Source organism: Actinoplanes sp. NPDC051411, from assembly GCF_040682075.1.
GTDB lineage: Bacteria > Actinomycetota > Actinomycetes > Mycobacteriales > Micromonosporaceae > Actinoplanes.
The window spans coordinates 26,208-47,947 of sequence record NZ_JBFBAD010000044.1; the positions used below are offsets into that span (position 1 = coordinate 26,208).

A 21,740-nucleotide genomic window follows, 5' to 3' on the forward strand; every position below is an offset into this window, starting at 1 on the left:
ACTGTCTGACGCACGCGACGGTGAAGACGGTTCATGAACCGTCGGGAGGGTCCGATGCGTCAGACGGTTCGGGACACGACGATGGGAGGAGTGTGCTGTGGCCGACCTGGTGCTCGACTACGCGCTGCTGCACGACCTGGCGAGCAGCATGCGAGACCTGAAAGCCAAGATCAAGACGGACGTGGACGCCGGCTCGAAACGGGCGGTCGTCACCAAGGACGGCACCGTCGTCAGCTCGTCCGAGGTGGGCAACACCACCGTCTACGCCGCCCTGAGCGCGTTCTTCGCCGGCTGCAACGGGCCGTTCAAGGACTCGATGGACCTGCTCGACAAGCTGGCCGAAAACTTCGACGGCATCGCGAAGGCGTTCTTCGACGTCGACGCCGACTTCTCCGGCAAGGTCGACACCGAGCGCATGCAGGCCCAGATCGCGCAGTGGCAGGCCGACGGCAAGGCCTACCAGCACTACCTCGATATCAAGGACAAGTCGGTCACGTTCCAGTACTACGACGAGAACGGCAACCTGCAGACCGGCAAGATCGGGCTCTGGGACCCCAACCAGAAGCCGCCGGACGCACCCGGGCCGATCCCGAGCTCGATCGACGGCACGTCGGTCGGCAGCAACCACACCACGGTGACGACCGACTCGAACGGCAACATCACGTCCGAGACGACGACCGTGGACTCGGGGAACGGGCTGACCTACACCGAGACGACGAACTACACCTACCACGACACCAACGGGGACGGGAAACCCGAGTACGTGGACTACTCGTCGACGATCACCCACTCGGACGGCTCGAGCGAGACCACCACCAAGACCACCAACACGTCCGACGGCTCGTACGTGGTCAAGGACACGACCAAGGACGGGACGAGCACCAGCACGGTGACCCCGAAGCCGAACGGCGGCTCGCACGACGTCACGGTCGACACCGACGGCAACACCACGACCACCGACGTCGACGTGACCGGAACCGGCACGGGCACCAAGACGGTCAGCGGCCCGAACGGCACCGACCACTACACCGGCAACCCGGACACCGGGCAGTGGACGCTGACGTCGCACGACGACCCGCCGCCCGGCAGCGACCCGTACGCCGACCCCGACCCGTACATCAGCCCCAACACTCCCTGAGGAGCCTCATGCCCAACATCACCGTCGACTACGGCAAGGTCGACGCGGCGTCGACCGCGCTGCAGTCCGCCGTCACGAACATCGTGCCGCGCCTGACCGCCCTGCAGTCCGCCGTGACCAACCTGCTGACCAGCGACGGCGGCCTGTGGCTGCAGAAGTCGAGCCCGACGCTGAGCGGCCAGTACACCGAGTTCAACAACTCGGTCACCTCGGCCGTGCAGAACATCACCAGCTTCGCCCAGCAGTTCCAGAACATCGTCGCCCAGCTCAAGGCGATGGACGACGCGATCACCCAGTCCAGCTCCAGCAACTGACCAGGAGTTCCGATGGCCGAAGTAAATGTCGATTATTCCCAGGTCAACTCGGTTGCCGCGAAGCTGACCTCGGAGGGCGGCGACATCGCCACCCAGCTGGGCACCCTGCAGACCACGGTGGCCGACCTGCTGACCAGCCAGGGCGGTCTCTGGCTGCAGCAGTCGAGCCCGGTGATGAGCCACCAGTACCAGGAGTTCAACGCGTCGCTGACCAAGGCGATCGGCGAGCTGTCGACCTTCGCGCAGAGCTTCAACCAGATCGCGAAGAACCTCTCCGACATGGACAACCAGCTCGCGGCGCCGCCGAAGGACAGCTGACCGCGCGTACGGAAATCGCCCCGGCGCCGTGAGCGCCGGGGCGTTCCTTTTATCGCAACGCCGTGTGTGGAACGACGATCGAGGTCAGCGCCCCGGTCGACGGCTCCGGAACATAGCCGCGGCCCGGCCGGCTGCCGGAACGCAGCAGAGCGGGCGGCACCCGCATGCCGAGCAGATCGCCCTCGAGCGCGGTCTGCGGCGCCAGCAGGACGCCCTGACGCGACCGGCGGGCCTCGGAGACCCAGCCGCTGAGCGCCTGCAGGAGCGTCTCGGCGGTGCCCGCGTAGGCCAGGCCCATCCGCCGGTCGCGGCCGGTCGCCACCACCTGCCGCAGCACCGGGTCGATCGGGTTGGCGAAGCCGAACACGTCGACGTCGTCGACCAGCACCACCACCGGCCCGCCGGCCTGCTCGATCGCGGCCGCCACGTGCGCCGGCTCGGGCGTCGGGCCCTCGAACACCCTGACGTTCGGGTGCGCGGCCAGCCGGCGCAGCGGCGACTCCCGCGGGGTGATCGCCACCAGCCCGGTGCCGCCGGCGAGCAGCGAGACCGCGAGGGTGGAGAGCGCGTTGCTGCGGCCGGATCCGGGCGGGCCGGCGACCAGGAACGTGTTCTGCTGGCCGGCGAAGTCGACCAGCTTCGGCGACGCGGCGTCACCGCCGAGCCCGATCAGGCCGGTCATCGGGCGCCTGCGGTCCTCCGTCACCTGAGCGAACGCCTCGGCGAACGTGACCGCGGTGGGCAGCCCGGCGACCGGGAACGGACGCCGGCCGGCCGGCACCGCCGCATCGCGGGTGGCCGCCTTGACGCCGATCCGGCGCAGCGCCTCGGCCTGCGCCGGGCCGGACGGATCCGGGGCCAGCAGCGCGATCTGGAGCTCCGAACGGTCGAGCGAACTCCAGCCCCGGCCGGGCGGAACCACCTCGGGAACCCGCCGCGGGCTGATGCCGGCCCCCGAGTAGTCGGTGCGGTCGCTCATCCGCAGCAGGATGCGGTTGTCGTTCAGCCCGCCCGCCCGGCCCGCGAGCAGGCCCCGCTCCGAGGTCATGACCAGGTGCAGGCCGGCCGCCGGGCCCTCGCGGAGCAACCCGAGGATCTGGTCGAACAGCCGGCCGCCGTCGTGCTCGGTGAGCACCGCGGCGAGCGAGTCCCAGCCGTCCACCATCAGGACCAGGTGGGCCGGGCGGTCCGCGGGCGGCAGCACCCCCCGCAGTTCCTCGATGCCGGCGCACGAATGCCGGGCCAGCAGCTCGTGCCGGGCGGCCAGCTCGGAGGCGAGCCGGGCGACCAGGCGCTCCAGCCGTTCCATGTCGGACCGCGGGACGACCGCGCCGCAGTGCGGCAGGTCGGCCAGCACGGCCAGCGCGCCACCGGCCGCGTCGACGCCGTAGAAGTGCACGTCGGCGCTGGACATGTCGCGGGCCAGCGAACCGGCGAGGGTCCGCAACAGCTGCGAGCGCCCGGACCGGGACGCGCCCAGGATGTAGAGATGGCCCAGCGTGGCCAGGTCGCAGACGAGCGTCCGCTGGGCCTGATGCTCGGGGAAGTCGGCCAGGCCGTAGGCGACCGCGGTCCGGCGGGGCGGCGCCTCCAGGTCGTCGAGCACGACCCGCGGGCCGAGCGCGGGCAGCCACGGGCTGGGCTGCGGCTCCGAGCCGATCTGCCCGGACGCCTCGGTGATCGCGTCGACCAGCACGTCGAGATCGGTGGCGGCCAGCTCGTCCGGGTCGTCGACGTCGGCGTCCGGGTCGACCGGCGGCGGCAGCGTACGGCCGAGCCGGGGCCAGGGCAGCTCGACCCCGTGCAGCGGGGTTTCCCTTCTCTGCGGAAGGTCGGAGTCGGCCTGGTGCACACCACCGACGTACGCGGTCTGGAACGGCAGCGTCGACCGGTGCGCGAGCCGGGCCAGCGCACGGCCGGGCACGCTCACCGGAATCAGCGCCGCGTCCGGCACGTCGATGACGTCGGTGCTCTCCATCGGGTCGGTCACCCGCAACGCGATCCGCAGGTTGGTGTTGGCCCGGATGTCGCTGGTCACCACGCCGCCCGGGCGCTGGGTCGCCAGGATCAGGTGGATGCCGAGCGACCGGCCCCGCTGGGCGATGCTGACCAGGCCGGGAATGAAGTCGGGCACCTCCCGCACCAGGGTCGCGAACTCGTCGATCACCAGCACCAGGCGCGGCACCGCGGGCAGCGACGGGTCGCGCTGGCGCATCACCCGATAGCGCGCCAGGTCCTTGGCCGCGACCTGGGCCAGGATCTCCTCGCGCCGCCGCAGCTCGGCGGCCAGCGACTCCAGCGCCCGGGTGACCAGTGCGCTGTCGAGGTCGGTGACCATGCCGAGGGTGTGCGGCAGGCGGACGCAGCTGTGGAAGGCGCTGCCGCCCTTGTAGTCGACGAGCACGAAGGTGAGCTCGTCGGGCCGGTTCACCGCGGCCAGCGACACCACGATGCTCTGCAGCAGCTCCGACTTGCCGGCGCCGGTGGTGCCGGCGACCAGCGCGTGCGGCCCGTCGCGTACCAGGTCGAGGGTGACCGGGCCGTCGAAGCCGGCGCCGATCACGAACTGGGTCGACGCCGGCCGGGACGTCCACGACTGCACGAGCGTGGCCGGGTCGGGCGACTCGGCGCCGAGCAGGGTCAGCAGCCGGGTGCGGTCGGGCAGGCCCGCGGTCTCGTCCGGGGTGACGTCGCGCAGCGGGGCCATCGCGCGGGCGATCCGGTCGCACCACTCGGGCGTGACCTCGTCCGGGCGTACGCCGGTGGCCTCCGGCAGGCCGGTCTGGCGCACGGTCAGCCCGTCGGCGTCGGCCCGTACGACCGCGGTGCACTCCTCGGGCAGCAGCCGCTCCTCGGCGTCCAGGCAGATCGCGAACACCCGCACGAGCGGGCCCTCGGTGAGCACCTGGACCATGCCCGGCACGTCGCGCAGCCGCCGGGCGCCGTCCACGATCAGCAGCACGTCGGGCTCGCGGAACATGACCTGGCCGAGCTGGGAGCCCCGCGCCTTGGTCCGCGCGGTGATCAGCGCGACCAGGTCCGACACCCGGTTGGCGACCGTCTCGGGATCGTTGCCGACCATCGTGTAGGGCCGCGCGGCCAGCCCCTCCTCCGGCGGCCGGGTGTGCGGCAGCCAGCGGATCCAGCCCCAGCGGTCCTGCGCCGACGGCTCGGTGAGCACGTGGATGCGCAGGTCGCGCGGGCTGTGCAGGGCCGCGGTCTGGGCGACCAGCCAGCGCGCGACCGAGTGCACGCCCTCCGGCTCCCCGGCCAGCCCGATCACGCCGCGCTCGACCAGGTCGAGGGTGACCGGCACGTCGCGGACGTTCCACCGCACCTGGCGTTCGCCGTCGCCGCGCGCCGGATCCTCGATCTCCATCAGCGAGGGCTGGTCGATCGTGCCCACCCGGAGCACCAGGTGGTCGGGATCGCGGCGGCGGCGCTCCCACAGCCGGCGGCCGGGTCCGATCGCGGTTACCCCGACCGTCGCCGGGTCGGGCGACGCCTCGCAGCGGGCCCGCCGCTCGGCGTCCACATCGGCCGCCAGCTCGCGCAGTGCGGCCGCCCGCTTGCGTTTGTAGTCGGCCCGGTCGCGACGGTACTTCTTCCGCCCGCCCCGCCGGTCGGTATACCAGTTGGCCAGCGCGAGAATCGGGCTGAACACCATGATGATCAGGTAGAACAGCGAGTGGAAGAAGACGACGAAAGCCAAGCCCATCACCATCGGCGAGAGCGTGACCAGCACCGGAATCGGCCGGCGGTTGGGCTTGGTCGGCGGAACCGGCAACCGCTTGCGGGAAAACAGCAGCGGCGGCACGATCCGCGGCGGCCGGTTGAAGTCGAGCATCGGCACGTCGACCGCCGGGGTGACCGCGGCGTCCGGCTCGGTCCGCTCGACCAGCCGCAGCAGGCTGTCGCCGACCGCCAGGTCGATGCCGGGCCGCCAGCGCTGCGGCGCGTCCGGGTCGGGCGGCGGCGCGGGCGGATCCTCCCGGTCCAGGTCGTCCTCCCGCTCGCGGGGCGGCTCAGGCGGCGGCACGGCCACGGCCAGGCGCGCCCGGCCGGTGCCGCCGGCGCTCACCCAGGCCCGGCCCGCGTGGTCGACGGTCAGGCGGGCGCCGTGCTCGGGCAGGCCGGGGCCGCCCGGGTCGATCGCCGAGCCGGGCGCCGAGCCGATGTCGTGGCTGCCCAGGCCGACCGGCCAGATCCGGCCGGCTGCCGGGCCACCGACCGCGTGCACCTCGAGCCAGTGCCGGGTGGCGTCGCCCGGCAGGTCGCGGACGGGCGCGTCGGGCGCCGAGGCCCCGAGCCCGAGCCGGATGCCGGAGTGCACCCCGGCCTCGCTCAGCGTGAGCGACGGATCAACCGGGACGCCGTCCAGGAAGGCGGCCTCGGCCGGCTCGTCGACCAGCGTCGAGACCTTCTCGGCCAGCAGGCCGACCGGGGTGTCGGCCTCCACGTCGACGGCGACGTCGCGGCTCTTCCGGTCGGGCGAGACCACGGTCAACAGGGTGCGCATCAGCGGTCTCCGGAGCTTCGCGAGGAGGAGGAGGAGGCGGCGTCGGCCGGAGCCGGTTCGATGAGGTCGTCGACGCCGGGGGCCGGCTCTTCCGAGCTTCCTTCCCGGGCTTCCCGCGGGGCCTCTTCCTGGGCCTCTTCCTGGGCCTCTTCCTGGGCCTCTTCCTGGGCCCAGACCGGGCGCCCGGGGCCGCGCGCCGGGTCGATCGCCGGAGCGGCGGCCAGGGCGCGCTCGATGCCCCTCCACAGTGGCGCGCCGTCGGCGTCGACGCCCAGCTCGGGGGCGACCACGCGGCCCTGCGAGCTCACCCGCAGGCGCCAGCGCGAACCGGGCAGATAGCCGGCGGCCAAAACCAGAAGACCCGGATCGCGGGCGGTCAGCGCGGCCAGAAGGGCCACGTCACTCTCGCCGGGGCGAGAGCAGATGAGGACCGTACGCGGGTGCCGCCCGGCCGGTCGCTGCTCGAGAACCCTGGTCAGCTCCCGCAGCGGCCGCGCGACCGGCGAGTCGAGCACCGCGTCGTGCAGCAGCAGCGTGGCCGGCGCGCCGAACAGCCCCGCGGTCAGCTGAGCGGCGAGCGCGGCGACCAGCCGGTCGGCCGGGGCGGTCGCGCCATGCACCGAGATCATGCCGGGCGAGCGGGCCAGATCGAGCAGCACCACCTCGTCACCGGCCACGCCGACCGCGACCGGAAGCTGGTCGCCGTCCCGGTCGCCGTAGACCGGCCGGGCCGCGATCCAGCCGTTGTCGCCGGCCGGCTGCCAGGGCGCGACGTCGGGCGCCGGGGCCGGATCGGGGCCGGCCAGGGTGACGGTCACCGCCTTCGGGCCCAGCCGAAGCTGGAACGGCCAGGTGCCGGGGCTGCCGGCCAGCGCCGACCGGGCGCTGTCGAGCGCCTCGCGGACGGCGGCCGACGGATCAGGCTCGGCCAGCCGGGCCGCGATCACCTTGGCGCCACGGCGGAACCGGACCGACCGGACGACCGGGGCGGTCAGGTCACGCCACGCGTCGACGAAGGCCCTTTTGATTCGGCGCGCAGTGCGGCGCAGGCCGTAGCGGCGGTCGTACCAGCGGGCGAAGACGGCCAACAGGATCAGCAATTCGATCACCGACAGCACGACCAGGACGGTCTGCCGGTGATCGGAAAGAAACTGACCGAGGCCGTGCGGCGAGAGCACGCTCAACCGGTCTTTCCTCCTACGTTCGGTCCACTCGCGATAGGACCGGTCGAGTGCACGGAAGCGAGGAATACACCATGTCCGACAAGCTCGGCCAAGACGTGAACTTCCGATGACGCCTGCGTTCCGCCGCCCGTTGTTCGAGTAGCCGGACGCGATACTTCGCGGGCGCTTCGTTTTGTCAAAGGGGAGATCCGCCTTGCCACGCCCGTCGCGGGTCCTTCTGGTCGCCCTGCTGCCGCTGCTGCTCCCGGCCGCACCCACCGGCACCGGTCGCTATTACATCGTTGGGCCGCCGGTGCACGGCCAGCCCGACTATCTGTATGCGATCGCGGTCGCGACCCTGCACAACGGAAACCGCTACCAGGAGATCTTCCGGCTCAACCAGGGCCGCGCGCAGCCCGACGGCGGCCGGCTGACCGACCCGGCCGAGGTGCTGCACCCGGGCTGGGTGCTGGCGCTGCCGAAGGACGCGCGCGGATCGCGGGTGCTGACCGAGCCCCTACCCCTCGACAACCCGCCGCCCTCACCGGTGGCGACGCCACCCCCGGCGTCCACCGGGGAGCCGCTGCTGACCTACGGGGGCTTGACGCTCGCCGTGCTGCTGGTCGGATTCGCGGTGGTCGTGCTGCGACGGCGGCCGTCCGAGCCGGCGGTGACCAGGTCTGTCCAAGATGGACCAACGGCGCCGGCACCGCCCCGCATGCCGAGCTAGGCGCGACGGCTCCTGTCGAACCTGACGCGGTGGCCCACGCCCGACCACCCTCGATCAGCTCTTCCGCCCCGATCCGGCCAACTGACCGTCGTCCAGCTTCTCGTTGAACGGGTCGTCCTGGCTGTCGACCGCTCGATCACGCGCCGCCCGCGCCTCCCGGGACACCCGCATCTGCCGCAGCCACAGGCCGAAGATCAGCAGGACGACCAGGACAATCGCCACGATCAGCACGATCGTGCCGATCACCGCGTCGTGGTCCCCCGCGACCGCGACCGGCGTGTCCAGCGCCTGCTGCACCCCGACCGGCAGGGGCCGCACCACCGCGTCGTACGGGCTGACCAACCCGGCGCCGTAGCGATCGGCCGGCTCCCACGCCGTGGCCGTGCGCAGCACCTGCTTGGCCGACTCGGGCGCGCCGAGCCCGGGGTGGGCCGACCGCACCAGAACGACCGCCCCGGCCACGTACGCCGCCGCTTCCATCGCGGTGCCGGGAGCGACCAGGTCGACGCCGCTGACCGGGTATTTCGCCGACGGATTCCGGTTCTCGCGCACGCCACCGACCCGGAGCAGGCCTTCCTCCGGCCCGGCGACCCCGTTCTTCCCCGCCGCCCGCACCGGCATCACCACGACGACGTTGTGGCCGATCGCGTTGTCGACCGCGTTGCGCACCGTCGGGTCGGCCACGTCGACGTACGTGCCGAGCGCGATGACCTGGGCCCCGGTCGAGACCGCGACCTGGATCGCGGTGGCCGCCCGCTCGGCCGTCGTGCTCCTGGTGCGGTTGGTCAGCCGGATCGGCACGACGATCGCCTTGGGCGCGATGCCGAATTTCCGCCCGTCCGCGTCGTCGTCGCCGGCCGCGATCAGGGCCATCGTGGTGCCGGTGCCGAGGCAGTCGGTGTCGCCGCGGCCGGTGCCGCTGACGATGTCGGCGCCGGCGGCGACGCGGGTGTTGAGGGCCGGGTCGAGGCCGTCGACGCCGGAGTCCACGATGGCCAGCCGGATGCCTTCGCCGGTGGTGCTGTTCCAGACGCGGCCCGGGTCGAGTTGTTGTTGTCCCCAGCTGATGGCCGGCTGCTTGACCGCGAGGCAGGACTTGGTCGGCGGTTTGATCGGCGGCTTCCCGGGGTTCGTCCTGCCGGGCGGGGTGGGAGTGCCGGGCGGGGTCGGAGTGAAGGTGCCACTCTGCGGAGTATTGGCCGGAGACGGCTTGACCGAGGGTGCCGGCTTGACGGTTACGGTCGGCAACACGCCGTAGTGCAGCTCGGACCCGATCGCGTCCCATGGCATCACCAACTGCCAGCCCGCGTGCAACGTGGCCGGATCGGTCAGCCGCCCACCGTCGGGCTGCGCGCGCCCCGAGTTCAGGCTGAGAATGTCCCCGGCCCGGTTCGAGTCGCCCAGAAACCGGGTCGAGATCTCGAACAACGTCTCCGGCTTGCCCTGATAGGCCGCCGCAACCGTGTAATAGAGCTGATAGGTCTGTGTCGGGGCGGCCTCGGCCGACGACGGCACGATCAGCGTCGCCAGCAAGGCCAGCACCGTCAGCGCGACTGCTCGCACCCTCATCGGTCAGCTCCTCGGTCGATGTCGAACAGCACTCCGCCCGGCAGCACGAGCACCGGCCCGCCGGCCGCGTGCCCGCCGGCTTCTCACCACTTCTTGACCAAGGCCCAGTCCTGGTCGTCGCCCTCGGTGCACGTCCACAGCGCCAGCCGGGTGTCCGGCGCGGTCGGCTTGACCCCGGTCACGTCCACGCACAGCCCGGACGCCGTGTTGACGATCCAGTAGTACTGCCGGCCACCGGACGAGAACGTCGGCTGCAGGCGGAAGTACTGGTTGTCCTGGTCGAAGCAGCCGGTCTCGTCGAGCTGCGACTCCGGGGCCGCCGCACCGGTGCCCGGCGGGTCGACGCAGTAGTTGTCGGTCACGCTGCGGATCCAGTACTCCTGGTTGCCGTTGGCGTCCTTGCCACGCGGCACGAAGGCGTACTTCTGGTTGTCGGGCGCCGTCTTGGCGCACGGCGCCTGGTTGACCGGCCCGTCCCGCGGGCCGGCGCCGTAGCCGGGGATGTCGAAGCACTGGGTCGTGGCCGAGTCGTAGATGAAGTACGGCCCGTAGGACGCCCCCGATCCGGAGCCCTTGACCGGCGGCTGGTCGCCGGCCGGCTTGGACGACGCCTTGGCCGGCTTGGTCGTGGCCGTCGTCGTGCCGGGCGTAGTCGCCCCGGCCACCGGCGCCTTGCCGTCGGCAAGAGTGCTCGTCGAAGCATCCGGGCTGGGACTGTGCGGCGTCGCCGAGGGCGCCTTCACCTGCAGCCGGGCGTCCTTCGCATATTCGGTGGCGTCGCGTTCCACCACGTCGGCCAGCTTGGCGACCGCCGGCGTGTCCGCGGCCGCCGAGCCCTGGGTGAACGTGGCCAGCGCCGTCGAGTATTCGCCGTCGTCCTTGACCAGCGCGCACATCGTCTTGCCGAGCGCCGGCAGGGCCGTTTTCGGGTCCCACGGCGTGCTCGAGTCGGACGGCGGCACGTACCGGACCCAGGTCTGCGGCAGGAACTGGGCGATGCCCTGCTCCCCGGTCGGCCCGAGTTTCTGCTGGTCGAAGCCGGAGGTCGCCATCACCTGCGCCGCGATCCGGCTCGGCGGCATCTCGGGGCACACCTTGCCCGCCGCGACGACGGCCGGCACCAGCGCGTCGGGCACCGGCACGACCGGGTCCTCGACCACCTGGGGGTCGGTCGTGGCGGTCGGCGCCGCCACGCCGCTGCCCCCGAACTCGGGCTGCAGCGCATACCAGGCGGCGTAGCGCTCGACGGTGTCGACGTACTCCTGGGTGCTGTCGGGAACCGCGCCGGCCGAGACCACCGCCTCCATGCTGGTGCGGTGCGCGGCCAGCGCGAGGTCCCACTGGTCACCGTCGATCTTCACGACCCGGACCTGGCCGACCAGCTGGCACATGTCGTGCGCGAGCGCGACGATGCTGGCTTCCCGGTCGGTCGGCTGGGCGCCCTGCCACGGCGCCCATTTGGCCCAGACCTGGGTGGTGAGCGCCGCCGGCCCCTGGCCGCCGACCTCTTTCATCGCCGCGACCGGCTGGCCGCTGAACTGCGACGCCGCCATCACCTGCCCGGCCAGCCGGGCCGGGGTCAACGTCGGGCACGATCCGGCCGCCGAGACCAGCGTGCGCAGGTCGTCGCTGGAGACTCTGCTGCCTTCCAGCGGATCGGCCGCACTGGCCGAGTTGTTCGCCGCGGACGTTGCCAAGGTGATCAAAGCCGCCGCGGCGAGCGCACTTCCCGCTACCACCCTGCGACCGGCCATGAGCCGTCTGAACATCCGGCGTGCCCTTCATTCGGACCAGACTCGGGACAGAACGAAGGGACCTTAACGGTCGAGAAATGTCCCAGATCGGGGCAGAAAGTAACGGCGGACTTGCACGGCATGAACGTTGAATGAACCGATTCAGCCACTCACCAGCTTCTCCAGCTCAGCGACCACTGTGGAGGGAGAAGGCATGCCGGCGATCTCCTTCGCGACCTCCCGCGCCGCCGCGCGCAGCGTCTCGTCGGTCAGCAGGCGGGTCAGGTCGGCCGCGGTGATTTCCTTGGCCTCGACGGCAAAACCGGCGCCACGATCGGCCAGTTTCTGAGAGTTGAACCGCCGGTCGCCGGCGCCCGGCGTCGTCAGCTGCGGCACCCCGGCCGCCAGGCCGCCGAGCACACTTCCCGCCCCGGAATGGTGAATGAAGGCCGCGGCATGGGCAAGCGCCCGGTCCAGTGGGATCCGGTCGACCGCCCGCACATTCGCCGGAAGCCGGTCCGCCTTCGCCGGCCGCACCAGAACGAACTCCGCATCGACCGACGCCGCTGCCGCGACGACGGCCGGCATCGGGTCCCCGTCATTCGGCCCTTTGAGCGTGCTCCGGCTGACCAGGACGCGCGGCTTGTCGCCCGCGGTCAGCAACCACTCCGGGATCGAACCGCCGCCGGAGAACGGAACCGGCCGCATCGCGATCGCCCCGGCCAGCGGCCCATCCCGCAGGCTGGGCGGGGTCACCGCGATAGTCAGCTCCGGATTCGGAATGGCGAACTTCGCCATCACCGACGACCTCGTCACGGCCTCGAACAGATCGGTGGCCGGCCACAGCGTGTTCTCCTGCAATGCCGACGGAATCGACAGCCGCCCGGCCACGACCGCCCCGGCCTCGGCGAGCGGTTCGAAGACGATCAGATCGGGGTCCTCCTTCTCCGCCAGCGCTTCCAGCGGCCCGATCAGCGCCAGATTGGCCCGGCCGAAAAGCTCGCCGACCATGGCCTGCCCGGCGATCCCGCGCATCTCGTCGCGCGCCAGGCCCGGATGCCGCAGCGCGACCCGGACCGCGCTGCGGGGCAGACTGAAACCGGCCCCGATATCGGCCGTGCGCAATCCCATGACGTCGGGCGGAAATCCGCCGCCGGCCAGAATCACCTCGTGCCCGGCGTCGCGGCAGGCCGCGGCCAACGGAACCAGCGGCAGCAGATGGCCTTGCAGCGGCGCCGCGACGAACAGAATGCGCATGAAGCGGGTTGTATCACGGCCGGACTGAGGCGAGGCTGAGGTGATATGCGAGCGAATCTGTTCTTCGGCGAACCCCCGGCGCCGGCGTTGGAATCGGCGCGGGCGGTCTACGCGGCGGCCTTCGGCCGGCCACCTTACAACGAGGGACCACGGGAGGCCGACGACTTCGTCTCCCGCGTTCTCCGGTACGCGGCGGAGCGTGACGGCGTCCGCCTGGTCCTCGTCGACGACGCCGCGATAGGTCTGGCGCTGCTCGCCCGTACGGGTGACTGGTGGCGCGACCGCGCCGCCGAGGCCGCCCGGTCGCAACGCTGGGTCGGCGATCTCTGCCTGGAGGTGGTTCACCTCGCCGTGCACCCTGACCGGCAGGGCCAGGGGCTCGGCCGGCTGACCCACGACCTCCTGATCGCCGGCTCCCCCGCCCCGACCGCACTGCTCACCTGTGACCCGCGGGCCGAGCCCGCCCGCGCGCTCTACCGCGGCCGCGGCTGGACGACCATCGGCCGGCTCGGGACGTCCGACCTCATGGCCCGGGATCTCTGAGTCTTACGCGCCGTCCTATTCGTCCCGGGGATCATGATCAACTTCCGTGGTCTAACGCCGGTGACCATCCGGCGTTCACCTGGCGGCCACCCGGCGGCCCGAGACTCCGGTCATGGACACCCGTTCAATTCGCCGCGCCCGCACGCGGCTCGCTTCCCGCCGCGGGCTCGCGCTCGCCGGCGCCGGCGCACTCGCGCTGACCCTGGTGACGCCCGGCGTGGCCAGCGCGCACCACGCGCCTTCGCTCGCCGCCCGCAACGACGCCTACCGCGTCTCCGGCGCGACCACTGTCGACCCGCGTCACGGCGTCTTCGGCAACGACCACGGCGACCCGCTCACCCTGATCGACCACACCGATCCGGCGCACGGCACGCTCACGCTCAACGCGGACGGCTCCTTCCGGTACGCCCCGGCCAAGGACTTCCACGGCACCGACACGTTCACCTACACCGTGAGCGACGCGGTGAAGCTCTACACCACACACATCGCCCCGCTGGCGACCATCGGCGGCGTGACCATCAGTGGCGGCGGCTACGGCTCGTCGCTGACCCCGGTTCCGGGCCGCTCCACCGAGTTCTACGGCCTCACCGACCGTGGCCCCAACGTGGACGGTCCGAACGGCACCAAGGTCGAGCCGCTGCCGAACTTCCACCCGCAGATCGGCCGGTTCCGCTTCGACCGCAACGGCAAAGCCGTCCTCGAGAAGACGATCACCCTGCGCCTGCCGAACGGCACCCCGTACACCGGTCACGTCAACAACGTCGCCGACACCGGCGAGACGATCACCGACCTGAACGGCAACCCCCTCCCGGCCGACGCCACCGGCTACGACTCGGAGGGCCTGGTCGCCCAGCGCGACGGCACCTTCTGGGTGTCCGACGAGTACGGCCCGCTGATCACCCACTTCGACCGCGACGGCCGCCAGATCGGCCGGTTCTCCCCCTACGACGGCAGCCTGCCGCCCGAACTGAAGAACCGCGTGCCCAACAAGGGCATGGAGGGCCTCACGGTCACCCCCGACGGCCAGACCCTGGTCGGCATCATGCAGTCGGCCCTCCAGCAGCCCGACCTGACCCAGAAGCCGGGCAACGTCACCACGCTGCGCATCGTCACGGTCAACCTGCGCACCCACGCCACCCACGAATACCTCTACCTGCTCGACGACCCGGACGACACCGGCACCGCGGTCAGCGAGATCACCGCCCTGTCAGCCACGAAGTTCCTGGTCGACGAGCGCGACGGCAACTTCCCGCCGGCCGCCTTCAAGAAGCTCTTCCAGATCGACCTGACCGGCGCCACCGACGTCGGCCCCCACGCCCCGGGCTACGACGCCACCAAGGGCGGCTACCTGATCAACGGCGGCAGCATCGAACACACGGTCGGCAAAACCGACACCGCGACCGCCACCGCCACCCTGGCCGCCGCCGGCGTCAAGCCGGTCAGCAAGGCGCCGTTCCTCGACGTCACCAACCTGCTGACCACACTCGACCCGCAGGCGAAATTCTTCTCCCACGACAAAGTCGAAGGCGTGGCCCAGCTCAACGGCGGCCGCACCGTCATCCTGTCCAACGACAGCGACTTCGGCATCGACGGCCTGACCCAGTCCACGACCACGCCGTTCACGCTGCACCCCAAGGTCTCCCCGGCCACCGAGCGGCAGGACGACGGCGAATTCCTCGCGGTCGACATGACCAAGCTCCCGGCCGCCACCAGCACGGCGACGGTCACCATCAGCGTCCGCTGACCCACGGCTGACTGAAGAAAGGGAGGCGGCCCGCTGCCGGGCCGCCTCCCGTACGCGGTACGCCCGGGTCAGCGGCGGCCAGTGGCCAGCGCGACCAGGAACTGGCCGCCACCCGCGTCGACGCTCGCGGTCACCGGCAGCCCGGGCACCAGCCGCGAGAACCGGTCGACCAGCCAGTCCGCCGTCTCCTCGGCATCCTTCTTGTTCGGACAACGGGCAACCAGCTCACGACCGCCCTTACGCTCGAGGCGCTCGGCAACGGTGATCAGCGGCGCGGGCTCCACCACACGCAGACGGTCAGGCCAGGCGATGACCACCTTGACCGCACCCTTGCGGCTGTTACAGGCCCGGTGCGCAAGCCGCTCACCGACCTTGGCCTTCTTGTCCGCCGTACGGCTGTCGACACTGGGCCCACGCGGATCGTTCACCGACATGCCGGCATCAACCGGCTCGTCACACACCCAGCACCGCCAGCCGTCGCGCTCCGCCACGTCATCCAGAAGACTCATCCCAGCAAACTAGCCTGCCAGCTCTCCGGCCCAAGACAGCCGGCCCGTCGGCATCAGTCGACGGCGACCGCCGCACTGCCGTCGTGGCCGCGGTGGTCGGCGCTTGTGCTCTCCACCGCCGCAACGATTGCTCCGCCGCCGTCCGGGCGACGGTGAGCTGGTCCGAGCCGTGGCGGCTGCCGGTCCCACCGCCCGAGCCGGCCGAGCAGCCCCTTGATGTTCTCGATCAGTTCTGGTGCTTGGCCCTGACTCCTTCAGCGACGGCTTCCGCGATTCGGTGCGCCCGCCCCGAGGGGTTCGGACGCTTTGGGTCGGCCGGTGGTGTGATGCGTGCACCATAAGCCGTATTCAGGCGAGGCCCGGTTTATCGGGAACGCGTTGCCACCACCATGCGTCACCGCCGGGCACTGGGGGTGTGGTGGCCGGGTGGGTAAGCGCCTTGAACTTTTCGTCGACGTGGCCGATTGCCCATCGGAACCGTCCGGTCGCGGCGGCCGGTAGCCGGGTGACCGCGGCGTCCAGTTGGTCTCGGGCCGTCAGGTCGTCGCGGTAGAAGTCGGTGGGGTACCAGCCGTCGGGTGGCCATCCGGCGGCGATCCGTTCGATGAGCTGTTCCCAGACGGCGAGGTAGGTGAGGGCTTGCCGGACCGCGTCGTGGGAATCCCCGCGCAGGACAGTGTTCTCGTCGGCGAGCCAGGCGGCCAGTTCGTCAGTGACCGGTGTCGGCACACGATGCTCGCGGATTACCTCGGGCAGGCGTTCGACGCGCACTGAGGGGAGCTGCGGGACGGGCTTTTCGACCGCGTCCAGCCGGTAGGCCGCGAGGTCGCCGTTCTCCTCGTCGTAAACGCGCGCCCTTGTCCGCGTCCCGTCGGGGGTGATCAGCCAATACGCCGAGGGTGGGAATTCCTGGGCGGCCCAGAGCACCGGTGTGCCCAGCCGGGCGGCGATGAGCTGGGCGGCGACGGAGATTTCGGGCTGCTGGGCCGCGCCCGCACCGAGGTAGATGTCGAGGAGCCAGGACAGATCCCCGGCGACCGGCTCGTAGGTGCACAGGACGGGCGAGTCCCAGGCGCGGTCCTCGGCGTCGCGGTCCGCGACGTCGACCGCGTCGACTGTCACGCCGGCCAGGTCGGCGAGCGCGGCGGCGAGGGCGGCCCGGTCGAAGCCGCCGGCGAGGAGCAGGTCGTATGTCATCCCTGGTAGGTCCCGTCGTAGATGGCCTTGGCCCTGGCGATCGCGTCCGGATTGTGGATGAACCGCGGGTCGCGGGTGAAAGCGGGGACCTTCGCGGGATCTCCACCGGCCTTCGCGATTTCGGTCAGGGCGGCGTACTCGTTGCGGTCCAATTTCACGATGCCGGGGCCGGAGTCGGGATAGACGGTGCCGCCGGGTTCCACTCCGTACGTCCTCCCATTGATCTCGGGGCAGAACCGCTACGAGGTGCCTCAGCCCGATCCAGGCTCACCCGGATGGCAAAGCACTCCGACCTCGATGCCACCGTCGAGATCATCGTCGTGGATGCGTACGGCGACGACGAGCAGTACACGGCCTTCCTCACCGTCCTCGAGGAACAGGTCCGGCTGCCGGCCGCGGCGCGGCTTCTCGGTATGCCGGTTACTGTCACCCGCTTCGGCTACGACAACGAGGCCCGCGGCCTGACCGCCCGCTGCGAAGCAGAGAGCGGGACCGGCGAGGTCGCGCTAGCCGATCTCACCTTCCCGCCGGAAACCGAGGCCACGTGGATCCACGCGGCCTATCGCTACTACCTAGGGCTCCGCCCGTTCCCCGCCGACCCGCGCCCGGGCTGGGATTGGCCAAGCTGACCGTGGTGTTGCGCTCGCTTCTGGCCGTGAGGTGGCGAGTTGGTGCCCCCGGTAGGAATCGAACCTACGACACACGGTTTAGGAAACCGATGCTCTATCCCCTGAGCTACGAGGGCCTGCGGCCCATATCGTACCTACCAGGGCGTTCTCCTGCGTGCTCGGGCGTCCCCTGGGATCCCAACCGGTGCCGTCGGGGGCGCTGGTTGCGGTTCCGGCGCTGGTCGGAGGACGCGCGGAGCAAATTCCGGGCATTCGTGGTCCCGGTGCTGGTCAGTTCCGGACAAGCTCAGTCGGTGCTGTCGCGTGCCAACGACTCGCGGAGCAGCATCGGAGGCTCACAGTCTCGCGTCGGTTCGATACGTCGCCCAGCACTCCGCAACTCACCGGCGCACGCCGGAGCTGAACCTTAAGCACTCGCCGAGCGTGCCTGTTTACGCGGGTGCGTCACCCGCCGCCGCTAAAGTGTGACGTTCTTCGATGGCAGGGGGCCGCGGTGATCGACGGACCAGATGCAGGGCTCAGCCTGGACCGGATAGACGAGTGGGAACGTGGCTTCGCTGAACGTGCGGCCCAGGCCAAAGCTCTGGCCGAACGCACTGCTCAGCTCTCGGCGACCGCCCGCGGCGGTGACGAGCTGATCGAGGTGACGGTCGGGCCCAACGGACAGATCACCGACCTGCGGCTAGACGAAGAGATCCGCCGACAGGCGGCAGCGACGACGGCCCGGCAAATTCTTTCGACGGTACGGGCGGCTCAGCGCGCTCTGCTTCAGCAGGTCGAAGGGGTGGCCGCCGAGACGGTCGGCGCCGACAGCACAACCGGGAAGGCCGTCCTGAGCAGCCTGAGCGCGCGACTCTCGGTCGACGACGAGGAGCCCATGCCGTGAGCGGCCAAGTGCAGGTCAACTCGACCGACCTTGTGTCGCATGCCGGCCAGGTGGACGGCATCGGGGACGGCCTGACCACCGCGCAGCAGGCCGGTGCGGCGGTTCGGGCGGACGCAGGGGCGTACGGGCAGCTGTGCCAGATCGTGCCGGCCTTGCTGAACCTTCTTCAGGACAAGGCGATCGATGGCATCGCCGCCGCAGCTACGTCGGTACACGACACCGCGAACGCGCTGCGCTCTACAGCCAGCGACTACGACGGCTCCGACGGGCGGGCCGCGGACCGGATCCGGAACACGCGATGAGCACCGCCAATCCGCTCGTCGCCACCGCCTCGAACGCGCCGGTCGACCCATGGTCCGGGGTGTGGATCGCCCAGGACATCGAGACGCTGTGCGACGGGGTCAAGAACGGCAGTTGGATCGAAGGCACCCTCGGCGCGGTCTCGGCCGGCCTCGACGCACTCGCGCTGATCTCCGATCCGATCGGCGCACTGCTCCAGTACGGGGTCGCGTGGATCATCGATCACGTCAAGCCGCTGTCCGAGGCGCTCGACTGGCTGGCCGGAGATCCCGCGCAGATCGCCGCCCATGCTCAGACCTGGCATAACGTCGCCGGCGCCCTGCACGATCGAGCCGGCGACCTGGATCAAGCCGTCCGCTGGGACACCGCCGAGTGGACCGGTGGCGCGGCCGCCGCGTACCGGAACTGGGTGGGCCAGCAGAAGGGCGCGGTCGACGGCCTCGCCCAGGCCGCCACCACCCTGGCGACGATCACGGAGGCGGCCGGGCAGCTGATCGCGGGCGTACGCATGATGGTCCGCGACGCCATCGCCACACTCGTCTCCCGGCTGATCGAGTACGCGATTGAGGAACTCGCCTCCTTCGGGTTCGCCACTCCGCTGGTGATCGAACAGGTCAGCACGCTGTGCGCCTCCTGGGCCGCCAAGATCAGCAAGTGGCTCAAAGACCTGATCGGGAGCCTGACCAGGTTGCGGGGCGTGGCCAGCAAGGTCGGCGAGCTGATCGACAGCCTCAAGGGCCTGCTCGGCCAACTCGGACACGGCGGTGACGACGCCGGTGCCGTACTGCAGACCGGCGGCGAACTGCGCCGTCCTCGCGGGGACATCGACTTCGAAGAGGACTGGGCCAATCACGCCTACGACACATTCCGAGGCAGCGACGACGAACTAGCGGGCGTTACCGCCACGGCGAGCCAATACGGATTCAGCCCGGAAGATATCGAGCAGATCAAGAACCACGTGTTCCGCGACGAACATAAGCTCGATATGTACGGCGACGACACGGTGGGCCGTTTCGACGCAAACCCGCGGATGGCTGAGGCATGGCAGCGCCTGGCCGACGGCAACCCGCACCCGGCCGACATCGACCTGCTGAAGCACGAGCGGTACGAGTCCAACTACATGACCCAGACCGGCGACCAGAGCTACGGGCGAGCCCATGCCGCGACCCTCGACGCCGGCCACACATGGGATCCTGAAGCGGCAGCTCGCGACGGGTTCGGCTACCAGCGAAGGGACGGAAATTGACAGCCTCGATCGGAATCTGGGCCCAGGGCGACCTGACCGGCGACGTGGTGCTCTACCGCTGGGAGGCCGACGACCAGACCGGCTTCGTCACCTTCGAGGCCGCAACCCAACGAATCCGGCCGGCCGACCAGAGCGCCCAGCCCATCGGCGACCTGCAGTACGACCCCACGGCAGGCGAGGCCTCCGGCACCGCCGACGGCGTGGAACGGCGCCTGTTCAACCAGGTAGTCGTCGCGATCATGCGTGCATACCGCCGATCAGGATCCGCACCGAGTACGGCCCACGCCTATTACTACTGATACCGAGAATGGCCGGGACGATCGGACTCGCGTACGCAATTCGGGCTGCAGCCCCGATGAGGAGAGGACTATGCCGACTGCCGGACATCCCGTGCTCTATGCCGTGGCCTGCGGCGGCCGTCCCGCCGCTGACCTGCCGCCGTTCATCACCGCTTTGCGGACGGCCGGCTGGCACGTCTGCGTGATCGCCACTCCGTCCGCGCTCAAATTCATGGATCTGGCCGCCATCGCCCAGCTCACCGGGCACCCGGTGCGCTACGACTGGAAACAACCCGACGAGTCCGACGCCCTGCCCCCCGCGGACGCGTTCGTCATCGCCCCAGCCACCTTCAACACGATCAACAAAATGGCGACCGGCGCCAGCGACACCCTCGCGCTCGGACTGCTCAACGAGGCCATCGGCATGCAACTGCCGATCATCGCCGTTCCCACACCCAACATGAAACTGGCCCGTCACCCCGCCTTTCACACCAGCGTTGCGCTCCTACGGTCCTGGGGCGTCGAGGTCATGTTCGACCTCGAACGCTGGCCACTGCCGGAGCCGAACATGGGCGCTCCCGCCGCTGACTTATTCCCGTGGTTCGACCTCATCGAAGCGGCAACGACCCTCCGCGAGCGGTGAACTGCTCGTTCTGGTGAATTGAACTCGCACACGCCGGCTTCAGCGTCCCCGACAAGGTGCACCTCGTAGTTCGACGCCTTCCGCGGTGTCGCCGGGCATCTCGCGAACGAGGTGCCCGGCGGGTGGCCGACTATTCGCGGGATGACGGGCCGGTCCAGCCTGGTCCGGCGTCCCGACCGTCAATGGCCCGCCGCACGACCCGCCATCGTGCTTCAGTGGCCGATGGATCGCCGACGATTTCACGCAACGCCGCCTCCGCCTCTTCGCGGCTGTGGTAAAGGCTCGTTATCGCCCTTCGAGGACGTTCGACGATCAAGACGTAAATCCCCTCTGCCAGCTCGGCGTGCAAGAGGTGGGCACGAGCCTCGACGCTGCCGCCCACTGCGGCGCCGAGTCGATCGACAACCTCGCCGATGTCTGCGGCAAGGCCGAGTTCGATGAGGTGATGAGCGATCGTCGGTTCCGAGATCTGGAGCAGCGTCACCAGATCGGGCAGGGCTGTGCGCTGGTCCCACCCTTCTTTCAGGAGTCGCTCCTGCGCACCGCTCCAGAGCCGGAACGGGTCGCTCATTTGCGAGTTCACGACGGCCTGCCAATCAAACTCCGGGTTTTCCGCGAGATGGCGTCGAAGCCATTCCATGCGTTGATCGGTTCGACGGACTTTCGCCTCGTGCGGAACAAATCGAGCGAGCTGCGCGCACACCGCTCCCTGCGTGCGGAGCAGCTCAGCAGCGATCTCTTGAACCGACATGCGGTTAACCACGCATTGCAGAAGCAGCTCGCAGTCGGTCCAGGTCCAGGTCTCGCGATGCCGGAGGGGTCGAGCGGGCGGAACAGGTTCTGTGGCTGACACACGTAGTCCTCTCGCGCGGTGATACGGCGCCGGCTTCAGCACGGTGCCGTTGGGACGCGAGACGAGCGATCCATCCGGCCCAGGAAGGCCGATTGAGGATTGGGGGTGCCGCGCGAGATTCAGCCCTGGGCGCTCGTGGCCGTGAGTGGGCTCCCGAATGATGCGGCGAGT

The 21,740-nt window shown here is 70.5% G+C and carries 21 protein-coding genes and 1 tRNA gene; 12 read left to right on the plus strand and 10 right to left on the minus strand.

All coding sequences use genetic code 11. From position 1 onward, the window contains the following. The first annotated feature begins 97 nt into the window (after window positions 1–97). Genes AB0M88_RS24185 through AB0M88_RS24195 form a run of 3 tightly spaced genes read left to right on the plus strand, consistent with a single transcriptional unit; the run spans window position 98 to window position 1,770 of the window. Entirely contained in the window at window positions 98–1,138 is a 1,041-nt protein-coding gene (locus AB0M88_RS24185; protein ID WP_364105816.1) for a hypothetical protein, read from the plus strand. Between the two features lie 8 nt (window positions 1,139–1,146). Further along, the gene (locus AB0M88_RS24190; protein WP_364105818.1) at window positions 1,147–1,452 is read left to right on the plus strand and encodes a hypothetical protein; all 306 of its coding nucleotides are present in this window, start codon (window positions 1,147–1,149) and stop codon (window positions 1,450–1,452) included. A gap of 12 nt (window positions 1,453–1,464) precedes the next feature. After that, a complete protein-coding gene (locus AB0M88_RS24195) occupies window positions 1,465–1,770 on the plus strand; it encodes a WXG100 family type VII secretion target (RefSeq protein WP_364105820.1) in 306 nt (101 codons plus the stop codon). Between the two features lie 49 nt (window positions 1,771–1,819). On the opposite strand, the gene AB0M88_RS24200 is transcribed toward AB0M88_RS24195, so the two are convergent. Next, the gene (locus AB0M88_RS24200) at window positions 1,820–6,289 is read right to left on the minus strand and encodes an FtsK/SpoIIIE domain-containing protein (protein WP_364105822.1); all 4,470 of its coding nucleotides are present in this window, start codon (window positions 6,287–6,289) and stop codon (window positions 1,820–1,822) included. Continuing rightward, a complete protein-coding gene (locus AB0M88_RS24205; protein ID WP_364105824.1) occupies window positions 6,289–7,473 on the minus strand; it encodes a hypothetical protein in 1,185 nt (394 codons plus the stop codon). The genes AB0M88_RS24200 and AB0M88_RS24205 overlap by 1 nt, the downstream gene beginning before the upstream one ends. Before the next feature lie 193 nt (window positions 7,474–7,666). Between AB0M88_RS24205 and AB0M88_RS24210 the strand changes: the two genes are divergently transcribed. After that, on the plus strand, window positions 7,667–8,182 hold the full coding sequence (locus AB0M88_RS24210; RefSeq protein ID WP_364105826.1) for a hypothetical protein: 516 nt from the start codon (window positions 7,667–7,669) through the stop codon (window positions 8,180–8,182). A gap of 54 nt (window positions 8,183–8,236) precedes the next feature. Here AB0M88_RS24210 and AB0M88_RS24215 read toward each other — a convergent pair whose 3' ends face one another. The 3 genes from AB0M88_RS24215 to AB0M88_RS24225 form a co-directional block, all read right to left on the minus strand. Beyond that, complete coding sequence (locus tag AB0M88_RS24215; RefSeq protein ID WP_364105828.1) at window positions 8,237–9,751, minus strand: S8 family serine peptidase; 1,515 nt, start codon at window positions 9,749–9,751, stop codon at window positions 8,237–8,239. An 83-nt stretch (window positions 9,752–9,834) separates the two neighbouring features. After that, complete coding sequence (locus tag AB0M88_RS24220; protein WP_364105830.1) at window positions 9,835–11,448, minus strand: RICIN domain-containing protein; 1,614 nt, start codon at window positions 11,446–11,448, stop codon at window positions 9,835–9,837. 198 nt (window positions 11,449–11,646) lie between these two features. Next, window positions 11,647–13,086: a glycosyltransferase gene (locus AB0M88_RS24225; RefSeq protein WP_364105918.1), complete on the minus strand. Its 1,440-nt coding sequence runs from the start codon at window positions 13,084–13,086 to the stop codon at window positions 11,647–11,649. Between AB0M88_RS24225 and AB0M88_RS24230 the strand changes: the two genes are divergently transcribed. Beyond that, the gene (locus AB0M88_RS24230) at window positions 12,991–13,284 is read left to right on the plus strand and encodes a GNAT family N-acetyltransferase (RefSeq protein WP_364105920.1); all 294 of its coding nucleotides are present in this window, start codon (window positions 12,991–12,993) and stop codon (window positions 13,282–13,284) included. The two genes, AB0M88_RS24225 and AB0M88_RS24230, sit on opposite strands and share 96 nt — an antisense overlap. Window positions 13,285–13,396: 112 nt before the next feature. Continuing rightward, window positions 13,397–15,028: an esterase-like activity of phytase family protein gene (locus AB0M88_RS24235; protein WP_364105832.1), complete on the plus strand. Its 1,632-nt coding sequence runs from the start codon at window positions 13,397–13,399 to the stop codon at window positions 15,026–15,028. A 68-nt stretch (window positions 15,029–15,096) separates the two neighbouring features. Here the strand turns inward: AB0M88_RS24235 and AB0M88_RS24240 are convergent, their stop codons facing one another. The 3 genes from AB0M88_RS24240 to AB0M88_RS24250 form a co-directional block, all read right to left on the minus strand. Next, complete coding sequence (locus AB0M88_RS24240) at window positions 15,097–15,537, minus strand: hypothetical protein (protein ID WP_364105834.1); 441 nt, start codon at window positions 15,535–15,537, stop codon at window positions 15,097–15,099. A 348-nt stretch (window positions 15,538–15,885) separates the two neighbouring features. Further along, window positions 15,886–16,734: a hypothetical protein gene (locus AB0M88_RS24245; RefSeq protein WP_364105836.1), complete on the minus strand. Its 849-nt coding sequence runs from the start codon at window positions 16,732–16,734 to the stop codon at window positions 15,886–15,888. After that, window positions 16,731–16,937 carry a hypothetical protein gene (locus AB0M88_RS24250; RefSeq protein ID WP_364105838.1) on the minus strand — a complete coding sequence of 69 codons (207 nt, stop codon included), beginning with the start codon at window positions 16,935–16,937 and terminating at the stop codon, window positions 16,731–16,733. The genes AB0M88_RS24245 and AB0M88_RS24250 overlap by 4 nt, the downstream gene beginning before the upstream one ends. Before the next feature lie 72 nt (window positions 16,938–17,009). On the opposite strand from AB0M88_RS24250, the gene AB0M88_RS24255 reads away from it, so the two are divergent. After that, window positions 17,010–17,363, plus strand: a complete 354-nt coding sequence (locus AB0M88_RS24255; RefSeq protein WP_364105840.1) for a hypothetical protein — start codon at window positions 17,010–17,012, stop codon at window positions 17,361–17,363. 40 nt (window positions 17,364–17,403) lie between these two features. Here AB0M88_RS24255 and AB0M88_RS24260 read toward each other — a convergent pair. Then, a tRNA-Arg gene (locus AB0M88_RS24260) sits at window positions 17,404–17,479 on the minus strand. 377 nt (window positions 17,480–17,856) lie between these two features. Between AB0M88_RS24260 and AB0M88_RS24265 the strand changes: the two genes are divergently transcribed. From AB0M88_RS24265 to AB0M88_RS24285, 5 genes are all read left to right on the plus strand, one after another. Further along, the gene (locus AB0M88_RS24265) at window positions 17,857–18,249 is read left to right on the plus strand and encodes a YbaB/EbfC family nucleoid-associated protein (RefSeq protein ID WP_364105842.1); all 393 of its coding nucleotides are present in this window, start codon (window positions 17,857–17,859) and stop codon (window positions 18,247–18,249) included. After that, window positions 18,246–18,551, plus strand: a complete 306-nt coding sequence (locus tag AB0M88_RS24270; RefSeq protein WP_364105844.1) for a type VII secretion target — start codon at window positions 18,246–18,248, stop codon at window positions 18,549–18,551. The genes AB0M88_RS24265 and AB0M88_RS24270 overlap by 4 nt, the downstream gene beginning before the upstream one ends. Continuing rightward, window positions 18,548–19,795, plus strand: a complete 1,248-nt coding sequence (locus tag AB0M88_RS24275; RefSeq protein ID WP_364105846.1) for a WXG100 family type VII secretion target — start codon at window positions 18,548–18,550, stop codon at window positions 19,793–19,795. The genes AB0M88_RS24270 and AB0M88_RS24275 overlap by 4 nt, the downstream gene beginning before the upstream one ends. Beyond that, complete coding sequence (locus tag AB0M88_RS24280) at window positions 19,792–20,094, plus strand: hypothetical protein (RefSeq protein ID WP_364105848.1); 303 nt, start codon at window positions 19,792–19,794, stop codon at window positions 20,092–20,094. Before AB0M88_RS24275 ends, AB0M88_RS24280 begins: the two co-directional genes overlap by 4 nt. Before the next feature lie 70 nt (window positions 20,095–20,164). Next, window positions 20,165–20,716 (plus strand): flavoprotein, encoded by a 552-nt coding sequence (locus tag AB0M88_RS24285; protein ID WP_364105850.1) that lies wholly within the window; start codon window positions 20,165–20,167, stop codon window positions 20,714–20,716. A 130-nt stretch (window positions 20,717–20,846) separates the two neighbouring features. Here the strand turns inward: AB0M88_RS24285 and AB0M88_RS24290 are convergent, their stop codons facing one another. Continuing rightward, window positions 20,847–21,467, minus strand: coding sequence for a hypothetical protein (locus AB0M88_RS24290; protein ID WP_364105852.1), 621 nt, complete (start codon window positions 21,465–21,467; stop codon window positions 20,847–20,849). Window positions 21,468–21,740: the final 273 nt, after the last annotated feature.

Coding starts and splice junctions, on each gene's coding strand:
- AB0M88_RS24190 (WP_364105818.1), top strand. CDS start 1,147: ATGCCCAACATCACCGTCGACTACGGCAAGGTCGACGCGGCGTCGACC.
- AB0M88_RS24195 (WP_364105820.1), top strand. CDS start 1,465: ATGGCCGAAGTAAATGTCGATTATTCCCAGGTCAACTCGGTTGCCGCG.
- AB0M88_RS24200 (WP_364105822.1), bottom strand. CDS start 6,289: ATGCGCACCCTGTTGACCGTGGTCTCGCCCGACCGGAAGAGCCGCGAC.
- AB0M88_RS24215 (WP_364105828.1), bottom strand. CDS start 9,751: ATGAGGGTGCGAGCAGTCGCGCTGACGGTGCTGGCCTTGCTGGCGACG.
- AB0M88_RS24235 (WP_364105832.1), top strand. CDS start 13,397: ATGGACACCCGTTCAATTCGCCGCGCCCGCACGCGGCTCGCTTCCCGC.
- AB0M88_RS24240 (WP_364105834.1), bottom strand. CDS start 15,537: ATGAGTCTTCTGGATGACGTGGCGGAGCGCGACGGCTGGCGGTGCTGG.
- AB0M88_RS24245 (WP_364105836.1), bottom strand. CDS start 16,734: ATGACATACGACCTGCTCCTCGCCGGCGGCTTCGACCGGGCCGCCCTC.
- AB0M88_RS24255 (WP_364105840.1), top strand. CDS start 17,010: ATGGCAAAGCACTCCGACCTCGATGCCACCGTCGAGATCATCGTCGTG.
- AB0M88_RS24275 (WP_364105846.1), top strand. CDS start 18,548: ATGAGCACCGCCAATCCGCTCGTCGCCACCGCCTCGAACGCGCCGGTC.
- AB0M88_RS24285 (WP_364105850.1), top strand. CDS start 20,165: ATGCCGACTGCCGGACATCCCGTGCTCTATGCCGTGGCCTGCGGCGGC.
- AB0M88_RS24290 (WP_364105852.1), bottom strand. CDS start 21,467: ATGTCGGTTCAAGAGATCGCTGCTGAGCTGCTCCGCACGCAGGGAGCG.